The sequence below is a fragment of the Streptomyces sp. NPDC044064 genome (assembly GCF_056434245.1).
Map to the genome: position 1 here is coordinate 296,687 of NZ_JBWKFN010000001.1, position 18,516 is coordinate 315,202.

General features: G+C 71.7%; 13 protein-coding genes and 1 pseudogene. 7 read left to right on the plus strand and 7 right to left on the minus strand.

The annotated features are described in order from the left end of the window. Both AC07DS_RS01345 and AC07DS_RS01350 read left to right on the plus strand, forming a co-directional pair. Positions 1 to 2,826, plus strand: a complete 2,826-nt coding sequence (locus AC07DS_RS01345) for an NHLP bacteriocin export ABC transporter permease/ATPase subunit (RefSeq protein ID WP_479141538.1) — start codon at positions 1 to 3, stop codon at positions 2,824 to 2,826. An 81-nt stretch (positions 2,827 to 2,907) separates the two neighbouring features. After that, positions 2,908 to 4,544 (plus strand): annotated as a pseudogene (locus AC07DS_RS01350) (FAD-dependent monooxygenase). Between the two features lie 3 nt (positions 4,545 to 4,547). On the opposite strand, the gene AC07DS_RS01355 reads toward AC07DS_RS01350, so the two are convergent. From AC07DS_RS01355 to AC07DS_RS01365, 3 genes are all read right to left on the minus strand, one after another. Next, complete coding sequence (locus AC07DS_RS01355; protein ID WP_479141539.1) at positions 4,548 to 5,075, minus strand: SRPBCC family protein; 528 nt, start codon at positions 5,073 to 5,075, stop codon at positions 4,548 to 4,550. A gap of 28 nt (positions 5,076 to 5,103) precedes the next feature. Beyond that, positions 5,104 to 5,424 (minus strand): ArsR/SmtB family transcription factor, encoded by a 321-nt coding sequence (locus AC07DS_RS01360; protein WP_467812962.1) that lies wholly within the window; start codon positions 5,422 to 5,424, stop codon positions 5,104 to 5,106. Between the two features lie 70 nt (positions 5,425 to 5,494). Next, on the minus strand, positions 5,495 to 8,275 hold the full coding sequence (locus AC07DS_RS01365) for a phosphorylase family protein (RefSeq protein ID WP_479141541.1): 2,781 nt from the start codon (positions 8,273 to 8,275) through the stop codon (positions 5,495 to 5,497). A gap of 245 nt (positions 8,276 to 8,520) precedes the next feature. On the opposite strand from AC07DS_RS01365, the gene AC07DS_RS01370 reads away from it, so the two are divergent. Further along, the gene (locus AC07DS_RS01370; protein WP_479141542.1) at positions 8,521 to 10,026 is read left to right on the plus strand and encodes an MFS transporter; all 1,506 of its coding nucleotides are present in this window, start codon (positions 8,521 to 8,523) and stop codon (positions 10,024 to 10,026) included. Positions 10,027 to 10,463: 437 nt separating this feature from the next. Here the strand turns inward: AC07DS_RS01370 and AC07DS_RS01375 are convergent, their stop codons facing one another. Beyond that, the gene (locus tag AC07DS_RS01375; protein ID WP_145882149.1) at positions 10,464 to 10,898 is read right to left on the minus strand and encodes a protease inhibitor; all 435 of its coding nucleotides are present in this window, start codon (positions 10,896 to 10,898) and stop codon (positions 10,464 to 10,466) included. Between the two features lie 323 nt (positions 10,899 to 11,221). Here AC07DS_RS01375 and AC07DS_RS01380 point away from each other — a divergent pair, with 323 nt between their 5' ends. The 4 genes from AC07DS_RS01380 to AC07DS_RS01395 all read left to right on the plus strand — a co-directional run bounded on the left by AC07DS_RS01380 (position 11,222) and on the right by AC07DS_RS01395 (position 15,517). Continuing rightward, positions 11,222 to 11,785 (plus strand): hypothetical protein, encoded by a 564-nt coding sequence (locus AC07DS_RS01380; protein ID WP_479141544.1) that lies wholly within the window; start codon positions 11,222 to 11,224, stop codon positions 11,783 to 11,785. 157 nt (positions 11,786 to 11,942) lie between these two features. Beyond that, the gene (locus AC07DS_RS01385; protein ID WP_479141546.1) at positions 11,943 to 13,535 is read left to right on the plus strand and encodes a purine-cytosine permease family protein; all 1,593 of its coding nucleotides are present in this window, start codon (positions 11,943 to 11,945) and stop codon (positions 13,533 to 13,535) included. After that, positions 13,532 to 14,203, plus strand: coding sequence for a cyclase family protein (locus tag AC07DS_RS01390; protein ID WP_479141548.1), 672 nt, complete (start codon positions 13,532 to 13,534; stop codon positions 14,201 to 14,203). Before AC07DS_RS01385 ends, AC07DS_RS01390 begins: the two co-directional genes overlap by 4 nt. 144 nt (positions 14,204 to 14,347) lie before the next feature. Then, complete coding sequence (locus tag AC07DS_RS01395) at positions 14,348 to 15,517, plus strand: lactate 2-monooxygenase (RefSeq protein ID WP_479141549.1); 1,170 nt, start codon at positions 14,348 to 14,350, stop codon at positions 15,515 to 15,517. Positions 15,518 to 15,565: 48 nt separating this feature from the next. On the opposite strand, the gene AC07DS_RS01400 is transcribed toward AC07DS_RS01395, so the two are convergent. The 3 genes from AC07DS_RS01400 to AC07DS_RS01410 form a co-directional block, all read right to left on the minus strand. After that, the gene (locus AC07DS_RS01400; RefSeq protein WP_479141550.1) at positions 15,566 to 17,251 is read right to left on the minus strand and encodes an RICIN domain-containing protein; all 1,686 of its coding nucleotides are present in this window, start codon (positions 17,249 to 17,251) and stop codon (positions 15,566 to 15,568) included. A gap of 519 nt (positions 17,252 to 17,770) precedes the next feature. Further along, positions 17,771 to 18,148: a toxin Doc gene (locus AC07DS_RS01405; protein ID WP_479141552.1), complete on the minus strand. Its 378-nt coding sequence runs from the start codon at positions 18,146 to 18,148 to the stop codon at positions 17,771 to 17,773. Between the two features lie 3 nt (positions 18,149 to 18,151). Continuing rightward, on the minus strand, positions 18,152 to 18,391 hold the full coding sequence (locus AC07DS_RS01410; protein ID WP_094221974.1) for a hypothetical protein: 240 nt from the start codon (positions 18,389 to 18,391) through the stop codon (positions 18,152 to 18,154). Positions 18,392 to 18,516: the final 125 nt, after the last annotated feature.

Genomic DNA, 18,516 nt, shown 5'->3' on the forward strand with positions numbered 1-18,516 from the left:
ATGACGACTGTTCAGGAGGGATACGAAGGCGATCTCGTACTCGGTGCGCTGGGGTCCATGGGCACGCGCGTCGACTGCGCGGGCTCCAACCGGCTGGACCTGGAAGGTCCGCAGGTGCTGTGGCTGGTCACGGCCGGTGCGCTGGACCTGTTCGCGGTGGACGCCGCACAGCAGGGCCACTGGCACCACCTCGGCCGGCTGGAGGCGGGCGCGCTGCTGCTCGGCCCGGTCGCCGGACCGCAGCACACCCTGGTCGCGCGCCCGGCGCGGGACTGTGTGGTGCACCGGATCAACCTGCGCGAGTTGTATCAGCCGGCCCACACCCAGACGTGGTCGTACGACGAGTACGGCAACCCGCAGTACGTGCCTCCGGCGTCGAGCCCGCTGGAGTACGCGGTCGCGCTGGGCGTCGGCCGCGGTCTGTCCGTCCTCTTCCAGGCCCCGATGGCCGAGGAGCGGTCCGCCGCCCCGGCGGACGACGACGTGTTCTGGATGCAGGTCCCGCCGGGCAGCGTGCAGTACGGCTCCCTGTACGGCGCGGAGGCCGCCGCAGACCTGTTGATGGACCCGGCGCTGTGGCAGAGCATGGTCGACCAGCAGTACCGGCTGCTGACCGCGCTGGACCGGTGGATCGAGCAGCTGGAGCGCACGCACGAGACGCGTACTGCCGCCGGTATCAAGGCCGGTGAGGCGGTCCGCGCCCAGGCCGACCAGACCCTGCTCGCCTCCATCGGCAAACGCCCGGCCCGGCGTACGACGGCCGCGGACGCCGACGCCAGTCACGCGGCCTGCAAGCTCGTCGCCGAGGCGGCCGGGATCACCCTGGCCGAGCCCGCGCAGAGCGGCACCGAGAGCGAACGTCTCGACCCGGTCGAGCGGGTGGCCCTGGCCTCCCGGGTGCGCACCCGGGCCGTCCGTCTGAACGGACGCTGGTGGCGGGAGAACGTGGGCCCGCTGGTCGGACACCGGGCACTGTCCGGGGCGCCGGTCGCCCTGCTCTGGCGGCGCGGTGGCTATGTCGCCGTACACCCGGGCACCGGACGCGAGACGCCGATCGAGAAGGCGAACGCGGAGGAGTTCGAGCCGCGTGCGGTGATGTTCTACCGGCCGCTGCCCGAGCGGGGGCTCAGCCCGCTCGGGCTGCTCCGGTTCAGCCTGCGCGGAACCCGCGGCGACCTGCTGAACCTGATGCTCGCCGGGCTGGTCACGGTGGCGATCGGCGCACTGGTGCCGATCGCCACGGGCAAGGTGCTCGGCGAGTACGTGCCCAGGGCCCAGACCGGTCTGATCGTCCAGGTCTGTCTGGCGGTGATGATCAGCGGAGTCGTGTCGGCCGCGTTCACGCTGCTGGAGAACCTGACCATCCTGCGTCTGGAGGGCCGCATCGAGTCGGCGCTCCAACCCGCCGTCTGGGACCGGCTGCTCAGGCTCCCGACCCGGTTCTTCACCCAGCGCTCCACCGGTGAACTCGCCAGTGCCGCCATGGGCATCAGTGCGATCCGCCGCCTGCTGGCGGGCGTCGGCCCGGTGGTCGCGCAGTCGGTGACGGTCGGGGCGATGAACCTGGGTCTGCTGCTCTGGTACAGCGTGCCCATGGCGCTCGCCGCGATCGGCATGCTCGTCGTCATCGCGGCCGTGTTCCTGGGACTCGGGCTGTGGCAGGTGCGCTGGCAGCGACGGCTCGTGACACTCGGCAACAAGCTGAACAACCAGGCGTTCCAGACCCTGCGCGGCCTGCCCAAGCTGCGAGTCGCCGCGGCGGAGAACTACGCCTACGCAGCCTGGGCGGGGGAGTTCGCGCGCAGCCGGGAACTCCAGCAGAAGGTCGGCCGGATCAAGAACCTCACCACCGTGCTGGGCGCGGTCTATCTGCCGGTGTGCACCCTGCTGATGTTCATGCTGCTGGCCGGTCCGGCCAGGGGCGCGATGTCGGCGGCGGCCTTCCTCACCTTCAACACGTCGGTGACGATGGTGCTGACCTCGGTCACCCAGCTCACGGGTTCCTTCGTCTCGGCGGTTGCCGCGCTGCCGCTGTTCGAGGAGATCAAGCCGGTCCTGGACGCCACGCCCGAGGTGCGCACGGCCAGCACCCGGCCGGGCCCGCTGTCCGGCGCGGTGGAGGCCCGCCGGCTTTCCTTCCGGTACGCCGACGACGGCCCGCTCGTCCTGGACGACGTGTCCTTCGCCGTCCGGCCGGGCGAGTTCGTGGCGGTCGTCGGCCCCAGCGGCTGCGGCAAGTCCACGCTGCTGCGGCTGCTCATCGGCTTCGACAAGCCGGTCTCGGGCAGCGTCCTGTACGACGGGCAGGACCTGGCGGCCCTGGACCAGTCGGCCGTGCGCCGGCAGTGCGGGGTCGTGCTCCAGCACGCGCAGCCGTTCACCGGCTCCATCCTGGACGTCATCTGCGGCACCGAGCCGTACACGCCGGAGGAGGCGATGGCGGCGGCCGAGATGGCGGGTCTCGCGGAGGACATCAAGCGCATGCCCATGGGCCTGCACACGATCGTCGCGGGCAACGGAGCGATCTCCGGCGGGCAGCGGCAGCGCCTGATGATCGCCCAGGCGCTGATCCGGCGCCCGCGCATCCTCTTCTTCGACGAGGCGACCAGCGCCCTCGACAACGACACCCAGCGCATCGTCATCGACAGCACCCGCAAGCTCAACGCCACGCGCATCGTGATCGCCCACCGCCTGTCCACGGTGCTGGACGCGGACCGGGTCGTCGTCATGGAGGACGGCAAGGTCATCCAGCAGGGCCCGCCCGCCCAGCTGCTCGCGGACACCGGGGGGCGGCTGCACGAGCTGGTGCGCAGGCAGCTGGCATAGGGCGTCCGGCGCCGGTGGGCCGGGTCGCCGCGCCGGTCCCCCCGGGCGACCATGGTGCCCGGGGCAGCACGGGAGACGCTCATGACGGACACCGAGGTACTGATCGCCGGTGCGGGACCGGTCGGCCTGACCGCCGCCCTCGAACTGAGCCGGCGAGGTGTCGCCTGCCGGCTCGTCGACAGGCTTCCGGAGCGGTTGCCGTACGCCAAGGCGGTCGGCATCCAGCCGAGGACGCTGGAGGTCTGGGACCGGACGGGCGTGGCCCGCGCGGCCCTGGACGCGGCCGTCCCGCTGCTCGGACAGCTCACGTACGTGAACGGCGCCGAACAGGGGCGCATGGAGCTGTCACTTCCGCCGGAGGTGCCGTACGGGTTCGCGGCGCTGCCGCAGTACGAGACGGAGCGCATCCTCGAAGAGCGCCTGGCATGCTGCGGCGGACGCATCGAGCGCGGCACGGAGCTGCTGTCCTTCGCCCAGGACGCCGACGGCGTCACCAGCAGGCTGCGCACCGCGGACGGCGAGGAGCCGGAGGTCCGCTCTCTCTTCCTGGTCGGCTGCGACGGCGCGCACAGCGTCGTGCGCAAGACGCTGGGGCTCGCCTTCGAGGGCGGGGCGCTGCCGGAGGAGTACATGCTCGCGGACGTGGAGGTGGACTGGGACCTGGCACCGGGATGGACCGTGCGCTCGATGCACCGCACCCCCGACGGAGGGGTGGACGACCTGCTCGTGTGCATCCCGCTGCCCGGCCGGTGCCGCTACCGCATGTCCATGCGGGTCCCGCCGGAACTCTCGCAGCAGGACCGGGCGGAGGCGCAGGGCGCAGTCGCACACGGCCTGGACACGGGTCGCGCCCCGAGCCTGGAGCACATCCAGGCGGTCCTGGACCGGCTGTCCCCCTGGCCGACGACCGCGTCGGGGATGCGCTGGTCGTCGGTGTTCCGCATCAGCCACCGGATCGTGGACCGCTACGGCGAGGGCCGGGTCTTCGTGGCCGGCGACGCCGCGCACATCCATCCGCCGACCGGCGCCCAGGGCATGAACACCGGTATCCAGGATGCCTACAACCTGGGGTGGAAGCTGGCCCTCGCGACGCGGGGCATCGCCCGCCCGGGGCTGCTGGACAGTTATCACGCCGAGCGCAGACCGGTCGGGGTCGAAGTGGTGGGCCGCACCCTGCGGCACGCGGCGCAGGGTGTCCAGGCCGACCCGGACGATCCCGTGACCGTGGGGCTGCGGGAGGCACAGCTGCTGGTCGCCTACCCGGACAGTCCGCTGGTCGAGCCCGGCCCGGCCGCCGGTCCCGGTCCGGCCGCGGGCGAGCGCGCGCCGGACTGCGGCGGCCTGCTGGACCCGCTCGCGGCCTTTCCGCTGCGCCTGTACGACGTGCTGCGCGAGCGCGATCACGTCCTGCTGCTGCACGCGGACTCCGCCGACGGGACCAGGGGATTCGCGCAACTGGCCGAGACGGCGCGCAGTCTCGCGCATGACCGGCTGACCTCTACTGCGTGCTGCCGGAAGGCGTGGACGCCGGCCCGCTGCCCGTGCCGGTGCTGCGCGACGGCAGTGGTGAGTTCCGCGAGCGGTACGGGGCATCCGGGAGCGAGGCGTTCCTCGTACGCCCGGACGGGTATCTCGGCGTGCGGGTGTCCCCGGCCGCCCCCGGTCCGCTCCGCGCGGCGCTCATCCGGGTGTTCACCCGCGGGCCGGTCCGGGCCTGAGGGTCAGTCCAGGCCCGGCACTGGCGCACCCGAGGGCACACCGGCTCCGACGTAGCCGTCGTAGAACTCCTTCCAGGGCGCGCTCGCCCCTGTGTGGGGCCCCTCGAGGCGCGTGCCGCGGGCCTCGGCGTCCAGGGCGGCGAGGCAGACCTCCCAGCCGGCGCCGTTGCGGGCGGCGGTGTTCTCGGCGACGAGGACGTTGGTGAGGGTGAACCGGGTGCGTCCCTCGCCTGCCGCCTCCAGGTCGAAGTGGAGTTCGTCGCCGCCCCACTCGAAGGAGAGGTGGCGGGGCGGGTCGACGGCGAGCACCTTGCCGGTGGACTCCGGCAGGTTGGGGTCGCCGCTGAACCGGACGACTCCGCCGGGGCGCAGGTCCATCTCGGCGCGGGAGGGGAACCACTGGGCGAGTTCGTCCGGGTCGGTCACGAACTGCCATACGCGGTCGACGGGATGGTCGTAGGTGCGGCTGAAGCGGACGGCGGGGCGGCCGTCGTCGAGGGTCAGATAGGTGCCGGTGAGGTCGACGGACATGGCGTTTCGTCCTTCGCGACGTGGGGTGTCAGGTGTCGTCCGACGTCTCGTCGAGGCGGCGGCCCAGCGCGTCGAGGCTGCTGTTCCACAGCCTGCGGTACGGGGCGAGCCAGGCGTCGAGGGCGGCGATCGGGGCCGGGTCGAGGGCGTAGACGCGGCGCTGCGCGTCCTGCCTGACCCGCACCAGACCCGCCTCGCGGAGCACCTTCAGATGCTTGGAGGTGCTCGGCTGGCTCAGTCCGCATGCCTCCACGATCTCCCCGACGGGCCGGGGCCGCTCCAGGAGCAGAGCGACGATGGCCCGCCGGTGGGGGTCGGCGAGAGCGGTCCAGAGCGCGGCGTCGGACATAGGACCAATATGCCTCTTCAGTTATATTCCCGTCAAGGAATGTATGGTCGTGGGACCAGCGGGCCGGGCCTCAGAAGTTGGAGATCACGCTGGTCAGCACGTCACTGAGGATCTTCGGATCCTTGGCGTCGTAGGCGTGCGCGCCGGTGGCGGCAGCGATCTCCTCCAGCACGGTCCTGCCGTTCACGTCCTGCTGGTCGGCCTTCGACCCGTAGGCCACGGTGAACACGCGGACGCGCTTGTCCGGGGTGCCGATCCTGGCGAGCACGTCCTTGAGGGTCGGAGTGGGCGGCACACCCTCGTTGCGGCCGTCGGTGAGCAGCACGATGGCGTTGATGGCCGCCGGGTCGTAGTCCTCACGCATGGTGTCCACCGCCGCGTCGACCGTGCCGTACAGGCCGGTCGCGCCGTTGGGGACAAGGCCGCTCACCTCGCCCTTGAGTGCGTCGCTACGGGTCAGCCCGTGGTGGTCCGTCAGCTTCTCCCCCATCGGGCCGATGTCCACCAGGGGGAGGTAGTGGTGCTTGCCGCCCAGATTGGCCGCGTTCGAGAACTCCCACAGTCCTACGCGGTCGGTCTTGGCGAAACCGTCGAACAGGGCCGGTTCGGCGTCCTGCAGCAGCTCCATCTTGGTCCGGCCAGCGCCCGGCACCTTGTCGTCCATCGACTTGGAGGTGTCGATGACCACGAGCACGTTGGCCCTGCGGCGCAGACCCGCCCACACCTGCTGCAGCCGGTAGAGCACCTTGCCGTCGGGCGCGTCGTAGCCCTTGGTCTGCGGTTTTTCGAGGGCCCCGTGGCCCTGGTCGATCCCCGTGTGAGCGAGGGCTTGCCCCTTGTAGGTCCGGTAACCGTACGGCGCGAAGTACTTCCGGTACGCGTCGGTGCTGTGCAGGTAGGTCAGGAAGTCGTCCGACACCTTCTGCTTCGCCGTGCCGATACCCCGCAGCTGGACGTAGGGGTGGTCGCTGGCCGGGTCGCTGTCCTTCGGATAGAAGGAGACGAGGGGCGTCTTCGGTTTGCTCCGCTGCTCGCAGCCGCGCGTGAAGCTGTAGGCCCCACACGGATACCCCTTGTTGTAGGCGACGACCGCGCTCTCCTCGACCGTCACGGCCGAGATGTACTTGAGCACCTCCTCGCGGCCGCCCTTGTCATCGGCGGCACGCAGATTGGCCAGGAACGTCAGGGTGGTGTCGCCGTAGTGGACCACGGACTTCTCGATGTTGCGGACGAAGGCCTGATTGGCGGACGAGTCGACGTCGCGGATGGACAGCTCGCCGGTGGTCCCCGTCTTCGCGTAGAAGGCGCCGATGGTGGCGTTCAGTCCGGACGTGGAGTAATCGGGGTTCGTCTTCCCCAGTTTGAGGGCGCCCCACTGCTTGTTTCCGTGCTCCGCCCAGAAGTGCGTGGGGTCCTCGGCCCACTTGGCCAGGTCGCTCCAGCCGATGGTGGCCTCCGGCCAGCCCATGGTCTCCGCCATCGGCCTCGGCATCGCGATGGTCAACGGGCTGGTCACAATGGACTGCGGCTCACCCTCCGGCAGGAGTTGCGGCGCTGCACTCGTCGCGGGAGTCTGGGCCAGGTCGATCCACTCGCTACCGGCGGGCGACCACACGTCGGGGCGCGGCCCGTCGCCCTCGGGCCAGCCTTCGCGCAGGGCGCGCATGGCCGTACCGGAGTTGACCGACGACACGTCGATCTGCACACAGGTGCCGTCGGGGCTTCGCCGCGCCCCGTAGGCACGGGCGGCGTCGCTCAGAGACTTCGAGAGGTCGATGGACGCGGCGATGTGAAGCTTGACACGGGCCTGAGACACCTTGCAGGACTTCAGCGCCGAGTCCCCGTCCGGAGGGCCGGCATCGGCCGTGGCTTTGAGCAGGACGGCGACGAGCACTCCGACCAAGGCCACCGCTCCACAGGCCATGAGGGTGGTGCGGGTACGCCCGGCGGGCTGTGCCCTCCTGCCTAAGCGGGCCCGCGACAGCAGCGTCCGTCGGCGGCGAGGCGGGGGCACGGTGGGCGGCTCGCCCTCCTCCGGCGGCCCGGACTCGTCGGTCCCGGCGGCCGACTCGCCCAGGAGTTCCCGGGACGCCGAACCCACCCTGGGAGCACCGTCAACACGCCCGACATCGGGAAGAGTCGGAGTCTCCCCCTCAGGAGCCAGCGATGCGAGGATCCGCACCGCCACCGCGGCCGCGCACCACGCCGCGATCTCCTGGGAACCGCCCGCATCCGCCCGGCCCTTGCCCCCGTCGGCCCTGTCGCTGATCCCCCGGATCGTCAACGTGTCGAGTCCGCCGATGAGATGGGCGGCCCGGCAGACACCGGCGCTCTCCATCTCGATGGCGACGGCGTCGTCGTAGTTCCCGCGCAGCACCTCGCCCAGCTCGGAGGTCTCCCGGTCGAGCACGACGTTGCCGGAGGCGATCGGCGCGACCCGTACCCGGCCGGCGACATCGGGCCCGAAGCTCATGCGCTGGACGTGCTGGACGAGCCGCCACGGCGCCTCCCAGCCGCGCGGGCGGTAGTGGTCGCCACGGGGGCTCTGCTTCTCGCGGTAGTCGTAGATGCGCTCGCCGATCACCACGTCGCCGATCCGGACGTCGTCCTTCAGCCCGCCGGCGACGCCGACGAACAACAGCACCCTCGGCCGGTACAGATCGTGGGCGTGCTTGGTGACCACGGCCGCGTTGTCGTTGCCGGGACCGGTCTGCGCCAGGACGACGGTCCACGGGGTTCCGGGCAGCCGACCCCGTTCGAAGATCGTGCCACCGTCGACGTCGTCCCTGGTGAGGCCCTCGAGTCGCCCCCGCACCGCGTCGTACTCGACCTGCAGCGCGGTCAGGATCACCGCGACGGGACCAGAAGAAATGTTTACCACCTGTAACCGATTCCCGACTCAGAGCCCCCATGCCGACGGCGCCACCGTAGCGGACACCGAAGCACCAGGGGGCCAGGTCGAACTACTCCGGAAAACGAAACGTTGCCGTTTCGCTGAAACTCCTCTAGCCTCCATGTGTACGAAACGGTTTCGTTTATGCCGTTGTCGCGCCTCCCCCTCGAACTCCTCGAACGACTTCCCTGGAGTGGTTCCCCATGCCCCAGAACACCCTGACCGACGGCCCCCGCACGGGGGCCCTCGCGAAGGCTCACGCCGAGGCCTCGGCCAGGCGGTGGTGGATCCTCGCGATCATCGCCGTCGCCCAGCTGATGGTGGTCCTCGACGCCACGATCGTGAACATCGCCCTGCCGTCCGCCCAGGCCGACCTCGGCTTCTCCAACGACAGCCGGCAGTGGATCGTGACCGCCTACGCGCTGGCCTTCGCCTCACTGCTGCTGCTGGGCGGGCGGATAGCCGACCTCTTCGGCCGCAAGCCCGCCTTCCTCATCGGCGTCGTCGGCTTCGCCGCGGCCTCCGCGCTCGGCGGCGCCGCGAACGGCTTCACCATGCTGGTCGTCGCCCGCGCCCTGCAGGGCGCCTTCGGTGCGCTGCTCGCGCCTGCCGCGCTGTCCCTGCTCAACACCACCTTCACCGACGCCCGGGAACGGGCCCGCGCGTTCAGCGTGTACGGCGCCATCGCGGGTGCCGGCGGCGCGGTCGGCCTGCTGCTCGGCGGTGTGCTGACCGACGCGCTCGACTGGCGCTGGACCCTGTACGTGAACGTGGCCATCGCGGTCGTCGCCTTCGCCGGCGGCTGGGTACTGCTCGGCAATCACCGGGACGCCGCGGACGCCAAGCTCGACGTGCCGGGCACGGTCCTGGTCGCCGCCGGCCTGTTCTCCCTGGTGTACGGCTTCTCCAACGCCGAGACCCACGACTGGGGTTCGCCGCTGACCTGGGGCTTCCTGATCGCGGGCGGGCTCCTGCTGACGGCCTTCGCCTGGTGGCAGACCCGGGCCGCGCACCCGCTGCTGCCGCTGCGCATCCTGCTCGACCGTGACCGGGGCGCCTCGTTCCTCGCGGTGCTGATCACCGGCGCGGGCATGTTCGGCGTCTTCCTCTTCCTGACCTACTACCTCCAGCTCAACCTCGGCTTCAGCCCCACCAGGACCGGCGTGGCGTTCCTGCCGATGGTCGGCGCGCTGATGGTGACCGCACAGGTCGGCACCACGGTCCTGATGCCCCGCATCGGTCCGAAGGCGGTCATCCCGCTGGGCTTCGCGATCGCCACGGCCGGCATGGCCTGGCTCACCGGCATCGGGCTCGGCTCCCACTACATCAGCGCGGTACTGCCGCAGCTGATCGTGATCGGCGTCGGCCTCGGCATGGTGATGCCGCCGGCCATGCAGCTGGCCACCGGCGGGGTGGCGGCCGAGGACGCGGGTGTCGCCTCGGCGACCGTCAACGCCATGCAGCAGGTGGGCGGGTCGATCGGTACGGCTCTGCTGAGCACCCTCGCCTCGAGCGCCGCCACCGACTACCTCTCGGGCCACAACCCCGCGAGCAAGCTGGTGCAGGCGCAGGCGACGATCGAGAGCTACACCACCGCCTTCTGGTGGTCGGCGGGCTTCTTCGCCGCGGGCACGGTCATCACGTTCCTGCTCTACCGGCGCGGGGTGCCGAAGCAGGACGCCGGGGCCGCACCCGTCGTCCACATGTAGGACCGGGTCCATGGCCGCAGGGGCCGCCGTCAGCAGGGAGACGGCGGCCCCTCCGCGTTGTCGTGGTGGAGATGCGCGCAAGGCGTCGGCAGCGCCTGGTGGCCGCTGCGCACTCCGTGGCGGGGCGTCCGAGAACACGTCGCCGCCCGGCACGGCAACTGTCCGTGCACGGGCGGGTGTTGGCGTCGTCACCCCGTGTACGACACGAGTCACCAATCAGTGGTGTGGACACCTGTTGAAACCAGTTGTTTTTCGCCGCTCCCCGGGACGACCCCCCACAGGCCGTGCCCAGGGAGCGGCTTGGTGCCCGGAAGCCGGCGGGCGGCCCCACTCCGCCCGTCGGTCCCGGTGCGAGATCGCGGTTTCCCCGCTCCAGGGGCCGCACTCCCCAGTTGCGAGCCTGATCCGGCGATGCGGGGACCGCGCGATCCCGGTCCCTAGAAGGAGAAGACGCTGCTGTTGAGCGCATCCTTCATGCAGGTGTTGCCGAAGCTGCGCTCGTAGGAGACGCGCTTGCCCTGCCAGACGCCCTGGACGGTGACGACCACGGGGTCGTACAGCTTGGTGCACCAGACGTCGTCCCGGGCCTGCAGGGCCGAGAAGTCGCCGCCGATGCCACGCAGTTCGGCGCAGGCAGAGGCTGCGGCAGGGTGAGTGCCGGAGGCCGTCGGCGCGCAGTTCAGGGTGACGGCGCGCTCCGGAGTGGCCGTCGCCGCGTTGTCGCCGTGGCCGGTGGTGAGGACCAGCGCCGAAGGGGCGTAGAGCGACGACGGGCCGGCAGCCGGTGCAGCGCCGGCGGCCCCGGTCAGGGGTCCGCAGACGGCGGCGGCCGTGAGGCCGAGAGTCGCTGCCCAGCGCGCGGTGTTCCGCATTGTGTGCATCCTTCCGCTCGAGTAGACGGTTCGCGCTCCAGGCCGGTCGGCGCCGGAGCGGCGAGCGACACTCTGCCGAGTCCGTCGACGAAACACACATCGAACCCACATCTTTCAGTAACCTTGCGTGTTGAAACAGTGGCGTGAAGTTACGGAAATCGACCGCGTCGACCCCATGACTGAGCGGTTCTTGATCGCCGATGGCGGTCGGATGGCTGAAAACCACCGCTTAGTTAATAGGCCTGAAACATTCCGGCTCAGCCCTCGGCGAACCCCTTCGTGACGCCTTGTGTTCATGAAACGGTCGGAGTAATTGTGATTACATGATTACAACAGAGCAGAGAGAGAAGCTGCGCGGCTGGTTCGCCGGCCGCCTGCCCGACGATCTCTTCGAGGAACTGGTCGAGGTGACCCCCGACCGCGAGGAGATCACCGTGATCGGGCGCGTCCCGGAGCCGCGGCTCGCCGAGGGCGCCTCGGACGCCGAGCGGGAGGCCGCCGTACGGGCGCGGATCCAGGAGTTCCGGGAGCGGACCCGCGACGCCCGGATCGAGGTGGCCCGCGAGGCCGAGCACCTGTTCCGCCGGAAGGTGTCCTGGGGCGTGGTGTGCGGTGCGGAGCGCGCCCTGTTCACGCATGTGGCCGCGCCGGTGATGACCCGGCTGCGGCAGCCCGAGCGGCAGGTCCTGGACACCCTGATCGCCGGGGGCGTGGCGCGCAGCCGCAGCGACGCCCTCGCCTGGTGCGTGCGTCTGGTGCAGCGTCACACCGACGACTGGCTGACCGAGCTGCGCGAGTCCCTGGAACACGTCCAGCGGGTCAGGGCGCAGGGACCGGACGGCGAGGAGGTGGTCGATTCCTCCAGTGATGACGGCGAAGATGGATGAAACGTCCTCTGGCAGGGGTCTTCTCCGGCGCCTTACCGTCAGCAGACCCCTCCGGGACGTCCTCCCTCCCGCGTCGCACACCCCTGCGGCTGCGCCGGTCGTCTGCCACCGCCGCGCCACGAAGCGCTCCACCGCCGCATACTCGCTGGAGCCTGCCTTGACCGCTCAGTCCCCCGACTCCCCCGCCGCGCCGCCGTCCCTGACCGAGGTCGAGCCCTACGGCGTCGAGCGCATCCCGGACGCGGACCGCACCGCGACCCCGCTCGACCTGTTCCGGGTCGCCTTCGGCGGCGCCAACACGTTCTCGACCTGCGTCCTCGGCGCGTTCCCGATCCTGTTCGGGCTCTCCTTCTGGCAAGGACTCGCGGCCACCCTCCTGGGGGTCGTCGCGGGCGCGCTGATCCTGTGTCCGATGGCCGTGTTCGGCCCGGTCAACGGCACCAACAACGCCGTGGCGTCCTCCGCGCACCTGGGTGTGCACGGCCGGGTGGTGGGCTCGTTCCTGTCGCTGCTGACGGCCGTCGCGTTCTTCTCCATCTCGGTGTGGAGCTCCGGTGACGCCCTGGTCGGCGGCGCGCACCGGCTGTTCGGCCTGGAGCGCAGCACGCTGTCCTACGTCGTCGCCTACGCGCTGTTCGCCGGGCTGGTCCTCGCCGTGTGCGTCTACGGCTTCCGGTTCATGCTCTTCGTGAACAAGATCGCCGTGACCTCGGCGACCGTGCTGTTCCTGCTCGGCGCGATCGCCTTCGCCGGTGACTTCGACGCCTCGTACGCCGGTGTCTTCACGGCCTCGGCGGACGCGGCGACCAAGTCGCTGTTCTGGCCGTCGTTCATAGGTGCGGCCCTGATCGTGCTGTCCAACCCGGTGTCGTTCGGGGCGTTCCTGGGCGACTGGTCGCGCTACATCCCGGCGGACACCCCGCGCCGCAAGGTGGTCGGTGCCGCGTTCCTCTCGCAGATCGCGACGCTGCTGCCGTTCGTCTTCGGTCTGGCGACCGCGAGCATCATCGCGACGAAGGCCCCGAAGTACGTCGACCCGGCCGCGCCCGACTACGTGGGCGGACTGCTGGCGATCTCGCCGAGCTGGTTCTTCCTGCCGGTGTGCCTGCTCGCGCTGATCGGCGGCATGTCGACGGGCACCACCTCGCTGTACGGCACCGGCCTGGACTTCTCGTCGGTGTTCCCGAAGCTGTCCCGCGTCCGGGCGACGCTGCTGGTCGGGGTGCTGTCCATCGGGTTCATCTTCATCGGCCGGTTCGGCCTCGACCTGGTGCAGTCGATCTCGACGTTCGCCACGATGATCATCACGTGCACCACACCGTGGATGGTCGTGATGATGCTCGGCTTCTACACCCGCCGCGGCTGGTACGACCCGGACGCCCTCCAGGTCTTCAACCGCCGTCAGCGCGGCGGCCGTTACTGGTTCGCGCACGGCTGGAACTGGCGCGGTATGACGGCCTGGTGGGTGGCCGCCGTGATCGGCGTGCTGTTCACCGACATCCCGGGGCAGTTCGTCGGACCGCTGGGCGACCTGGCGAACGGCGTCGACATCAGCCTGCCGCTGTCGCTCGCGGTCGCCGCCGTGCTGTTCCTGGCGCTGCTGCGGCTGTTCCCCGAACCCCGGGCGGTGTACGGGCCCGAGGGTGCGCGCCTGGCCCGTACCGTCGAGGCCCCGGTGCCGCCGATCACCGGTCCGGGTGCTCCGGCGGACGAGGTGCCGACCGTGCTCGCGGCCGAGGGCGGCCGATGACCGGGTGGTTCGACCTGTCGGTGCCCGTGGTCACCGGGATGCCCGTCTATCCCGGTGACCCGGAGGTCACAGTCTCGCCCGCCCTGCGGGCTCCGGCCGACGGCGTCAACGTCCTGTCCCTGCACATGGGTTCGCAGTCCGGCACCCATGTCGACGCGCCGTACCACGTCGACGACGCCTGGCCCCGGCTGGACGAGCTGCCGCTGGACCGGTTCGCGGGGCCCGCGGTCGTGGCCGACGTCCGCGGGCTGCCCGCCCAGGCGCCGATCACCCCGGCCCTGCTGGCCCCCGCGCTCGACGCGCTCGCCGAGTCGCCGGGCGCGCTGCTGCTGCTCGTCACCGGCTGGTCGGCGCACTGGGGCACGGACGCGTACCTCGCGCACCCCTGGCTGACCCCGGAGTCGGCCCGGGCCGTGGTGGCGGCGGGCGCACGCACGGTGGCCGTCGACGCGCTCAGTGTCGACCCCACGCCCCAACCGGGTGATCCACAGGCCGACTTCGGGCTGCCCGCCCATCGGGTGCTGTGCGGTGCCGGCGGGGTGATCGCCGAGAACCTCACCGGGCTGGAGCGGCTGGTGGGCGCGGCGGCGGTGGAGGTGTTCCTCTTCCCGCTGCGGCTGCCCGGGGCGGACGGCGCTCCGGTCCGGGCGGTCGCCCGGACCGGCTGAGCGCCGTACGGGCCGTCGCCGGCCGCCGGGCCGGAATCCCCGGCGAAGCGGCCGGCCGCGCCCGAGGCCCCCTGCCGACGTGCGTCTACTCGCCAGTATGGTCGGGCCGCAGCGCGTACTCAGCAACGAGAGGCGGACGGCCGGATGGCGAAGCACTGGGCGGACTTCCAGTACGAGATCTATCTCAACGGGATGTCAGGGGCCGTGCCCCGGCTGCCTACGGACCTGACCCGGCTGGAGGAGCTGGCCGCGCACCGGCTCGGGCCCGGCCCGGTGGGCTATGTGGCGGGCAGCGCGGGCGACGGCAGCACGGCACTCGCCAACCGGGCGGCCCTGGCCCGGCGCCGCATCGTGCCGCGCATGCTCAGGGACGTGCAGGAGCGCGATCTGTCGGTACGGGTGCTGGGCCGCTCCCTGCCGGCGCCGCTGGCCCTGGCCCCGGTGGGCGTGCTCTCGATCATGCATCCGGACGCCGAGTCCGCGGCCGCCCGGGCCGCCGCCGCGCAGGGGGTGCCCTACATCCTGTCGTCGGCGTCGAGTACACCGATGGAGCAGGTGGCGGAGGCCATGGGGGACGCCGAGCGGTGGTTCCAGCTGTACTGGGGCAAGGACCGTGAGGTGACCCGGAGCTTCCTCGCCCGGGCGAGGACGGCCGGGTACTCGGTACTGGTCGTCACCCTGGACACCCCGCTGCTGGCGTGGCGGCCGCGCGATCTGGACCAGGCGTATCTGCCGTTCCTGCACGGGGTGGGCACCGCCAACTACTTCACCGACCCGGCCTTCCGGTCGGGTCTCGACAAGCCGGTGCACGTGGACCCGAACGCGGCGGTGCTGCACTTCCTCGGGCTGTTCGGGGACGCGAGCCACACCTGGCCCGACCTGGCGTTCCTGCGCGAGCACTGGGACGGGCCGATCGTGCTCAAGGGTGTCCTGCACCCGGACGACGCCCGGCTCGCCGCGGACGCGGGGATGGACGGGGTGGTGGTCTCCAACCACGGGGGCCGGCAGGTGGCCGGCTCCGTCGCCGCGGCCGACGCACTGCCCCGGATCGCGGACGCGGTCGGCGACCGGCTGACGGTGCTGTTCGACAGCGGGGTGCGCACCGGCGACGACGTGTTCAAGGCCCTCGCCCTCGGCGCCCGGGCGGTGCTGCTGGGGCGGCCGTACGTGTACGGGCTCGGCCTGGAGGGGCAGGCGGGCGTGGAACACGTCGTCCGCTGTGTGCTCGCGGAGCTGGACCTCACGCTCGCCCTGTCCGGGCACGCCACCCCGGCCACCGTCACGGCGGACGACCTCGTCGAGGCCGCCGGCTGACGGGCGGGTGTCCCGCCGCCGGCCGGCGGCGGGACACACCGATCGCTGCTACGTGCCCGTTCCGGGCAGCTCCGCGGGCTGTGCGGACGGCCCTTGGGTACCGGCTATCGACAGCGAGCCGGGGCCGGCCGACGGCCCGTCGGTCAGCCAGCGCTGCCCGGCGGAGCGGTCCCTGACCTTGACGACGATGTCGGCGCCCGCGCTCTCGCCGGCTGTGGCGAGGACGAGGGTCTCGTCCCAGCGGGGCAGCAACTCGCCCTGCGCGGTCAGGCCGTAGCGCACGTCGTCACCGCGCCGCGCGCCCGCGTCGGCGCAGGTGCCGAGGATGACGACGCCAGCGTCGGCGTGCGAGTCCAGACACAGGCCGGAGCCGGCCGCGCTGCGCAGCAGCCCGTCGGTCTCGTACGTCCACCGCTGCGTGGGCGCGGAGGAGCAGACGGCGAGCGTGGCGCTCGCGCCGGCCGCGGGCTCGCCCTTGATGTCCAGGCACAGGTCGGCGGCGGCGTTGTGCAGCCGGGTCGGCCGGCCGGCCGTGGGAAGACCCGCCGTGCCGGGTGCGGTGGCCGAGCCGGTCGGGGACTGGGCGTCGGTGCCGGGGGCGGCGCCCGTCGAGGCGACCGGGTCGGTGGCGTCGCCGCTGTCCGGCCACACGCTGATCGCGAGGACGGTCGCGAGCAGCCCGGCCGAGGCGACCCCGACTCCGGTGAGCAGCGTCCTGGACGACCAGCCGTCGTCCGCCGCCCGGCGCCCGCGGGTCCGGGTGAGAGTCCCGGGCTCCGCCGTGCCCCGCCGACGGCCACCGGGCACCGCGACCCTGCCGAGCAGTCCGGGCTTGCCGCCGCCGCGTCTGCGGCCGCCGGAGCGCCGGGAGGTGCCCCGGGTGCGCGCGGGGCCGGGCCGCCGACGGCCGGGGCGCGACTCCAGGTACCGGCGGGCGCCCCAGCCGAGGACCGCCTCGGCGAGCAGCACGCCGAGTCCGGCCTCGATCTGGCCCAGTTGTTCGGCGGCGTGCCGGCAGTAGGGGCAGACGGAGAGATGCTGCTGGACGTCCGGCAGCAGTGCGCCGCCCCGGCGGATCGGCACGTCGAGAAGGCGGTTGTAGTGGCGGCAGTCGGTGCTCGGCGCGAGTTCCCGATGGGCGCGGACACAGCCTTCCCGGAATGTGTCGCGGGCCTGATCGAGTGCGGCCGCCGCACTGTCGAAGTCCATGCCGAGCAGTCCCGCGGGGACGCTTATCGGTTCGGCCTCGACCTCGGTGTGCCAGAGCAACGCCTGTTCGAGCCGGGGAAGGCTCTGGAAAGAATGTTCGGACAGTGCACGGTTTTCCGGTATCAGGGTCTTCGCGGTACGCATACCGCGGCCACCGGCGGGTTTCATAAGGCCCGGCAGTACGTCGGCTATCCGGTCCGTGGCGGCCCAGTTCACGACGGTGTCCCGGACCGCCACGAGCAGGCGCGGCCGTATCGCGTCGGCGGGTTCGCCGAGCGCGAGCCGGTCGAGAACCTGGTGGAAGGCCGCGGCGGAGACCATGTGGGCGAGGGGCCCGGGTGCGGCCAGGCAGATGACCGCGTAGTCGTGGACCGGCTGCCAGTGCCGGGCCATCAGGAGGGCGGCGGACCGGGAGGCCTCCGCGTCGGAGCCGGCGCGCAGCGGCGCGGCGAGGGACTCGTCCGACTCCCCGGCATCGCCCCCTGGGGGCGGATAGGGAGGACGAGGGGGGTGGGGGGTGGGCACTGAGTGGATTCCTTTGTGCGTATGGCGAGTTGGCGCCCATCTCGGGGATGTGCGCGCGGGGAGCGGGAATTCTCCGGTGCGGCTCTACCGGCCCGGTTCCCCAACTGCCGAAAGGACTCCGGCGATTACCCCCCGCACGGTCGTTTCAACCCTTGCACAACTTCCACACATGCAACAAGGCGCACGTACGACATCGGCCGGTTTGAAAGAAAGTCAGAATTCGGCAGGGGTCGCAGGTCCGCCGCTGCGGCTTTCGGGTTTCCGTGCGCCCCGTGTGAAGGGTGCGCACACACCGGCCCACCGCGCACGCTCCCGGGGCCTGCGGCCCGGTAGTGGACTGGGTTCCGGCCCTCTCGGAAGGCCCCGCGCGAGGTGGGGGTCCCCCCGGCTCGAGCGAAGCCGAGAATTGGGGGAGGCTCTCTCGCGCGAAACCGGCCGCCGGCCCCGTTCCTCCCGCCCGCGGCCGGCGGCCCCGGCGGCTTCCCCCGGCGGCCGCGGGCGGTGACGGATCCGCCCGGATCAGATCTGCCAGGAACGGAGCCGGTCGGCCGCCCCGTACACATCGGCCTTGCCGGACATCAGGTCGCGGGCGAGGTCGACCAGGGCACCGTAGGGCGGGTCGATGCCGACGCCGCTGACGAACATGTAGGCCACCGCGGTCGCGCAGGCGAAGCGGGCGTTGGCCGCGGGCAGCGGCTTGAGCATGGTGAGGGTGTGCAGCAGGGCGGCGGCCCGCCAGGCCGGATCGGAGTCCACCCCCAGCCGGGGCGGGTCGACACGGTGCCGGGCGACGGCGGCGACCAGCGCGGAGAAGTCGTCGACGGTGGGCTGGTCGGGCAGGACCTCCTCGTGGCGCTGGAGCAGCCACGGGACGTCGATATGGATGACGGAGGACATCGCTCAGGCGGCCTCGCCCTTGGCGGGGGCCTCGTCGTCGGGGAACGCGGCCGCGAACTCCTCGGCATGGGCGGTGAAGAAGCTCCGGAAGGCCTCCGCGCCCTCCTGCAGCGCCCGGTGCCGGGCGATGTCGGCGGCGGCGGCCTCGCGCACGAGGGCCTTCATCGACGTACCCCGCTCCTTGGCGATCTGCCGCAGGTCCTCTAGTTCGCGTTCGCTGAACTCCACGTTGAGAGCTGGCATGCCCCTCACGGTACCGCGCGGGTACTCACCCGTAAATACACACAGGTCAGACACCATGCGCTGCGGTACCTACCACCCCTCAGCGCGGCGTCCGAATGCCGCCGGTGGCAGGACGCCGGGCGCAG

What these genes read in the sequence shown, in the direction of transcription:
- AC07DS_RS01345 (WP_479141538.1), top strand. Translation starts at nt 1, where the DNA reads ATGACGACTGTTCAGGAGGGATACGAAGGCGATCTCGTACTCGGTGCG.
- AC07DS_RS01355 (WP_479141539.1), bottom strand. Translation starts at nt 5,075, where the DNA reads ATGTCCGTCGACCTCACCGGCACCTATCTGACCCTCGACGACGGCCGC.
- AC07DS_RS01360 (WP_467812962.1), bottom strand. Translation starts at nt 5,424, where the DNA reads ATGTCCGACGCCGCGCTCTGGACCGCTCTCGCCGACCCCCACCGGCGG.
- AC07DS_RS01370 (WP_479141542.1), top strand. Translation starts at nt 8,521, where the DNA reads ATGCCCCAGAACACCCTGACCGACGGCCCCCGCACGGGGGCCCTCGCG.
- AC07DS_RS01375 (WP_145882149.1), bottom strand. Translation starts at nt 10,898, where the DNA reads ATGCGGAACACCGCGCGCTGGGCAGCGACTCTCGGCCTCACGGCCGCC.
- AC07DS_RS01380 (WP_479141544.1), top strand. Translation starts at nt 11,222, where the DNA reads ATGATTACAACAGAGCAGAGAGAGAAGCTGCGCGGCTGGTTCGCCGGC.
- AC07DS_RS01390 (WP_479141548.1), top strand. Translation starts at nt 13,532, where the DNA reads ATGACCGGGTGGTTCGACCTGTCGGTGCCCGTGGTCACCGGGATGCCC.
- AC07DS_RS01395 (WP_479141549.1), top strand. Translation starts at nt 14,348, where the DNA reads ATGGCGAAGCACTGGGCGGACTTCCAGTACGAGATCTATCTCAACGGG.
- AC07DS_RS01405 (WP_479141552.1), bottom strand. Translation starts at nt 18,148, where the DNA reads ATGTCCTCCGTCATCCATATCGACGTCCCGTGGCTGCTCCAGCGCCAC.
- AC07DS_RS01410 (WP_094221974.1), bottom strand. Translation starts at nt 18,391, where the DNA reads ATGCCAGCTCTCAACGTGGAGTTCAGCGAACGCGAACTAGAGGACCTG.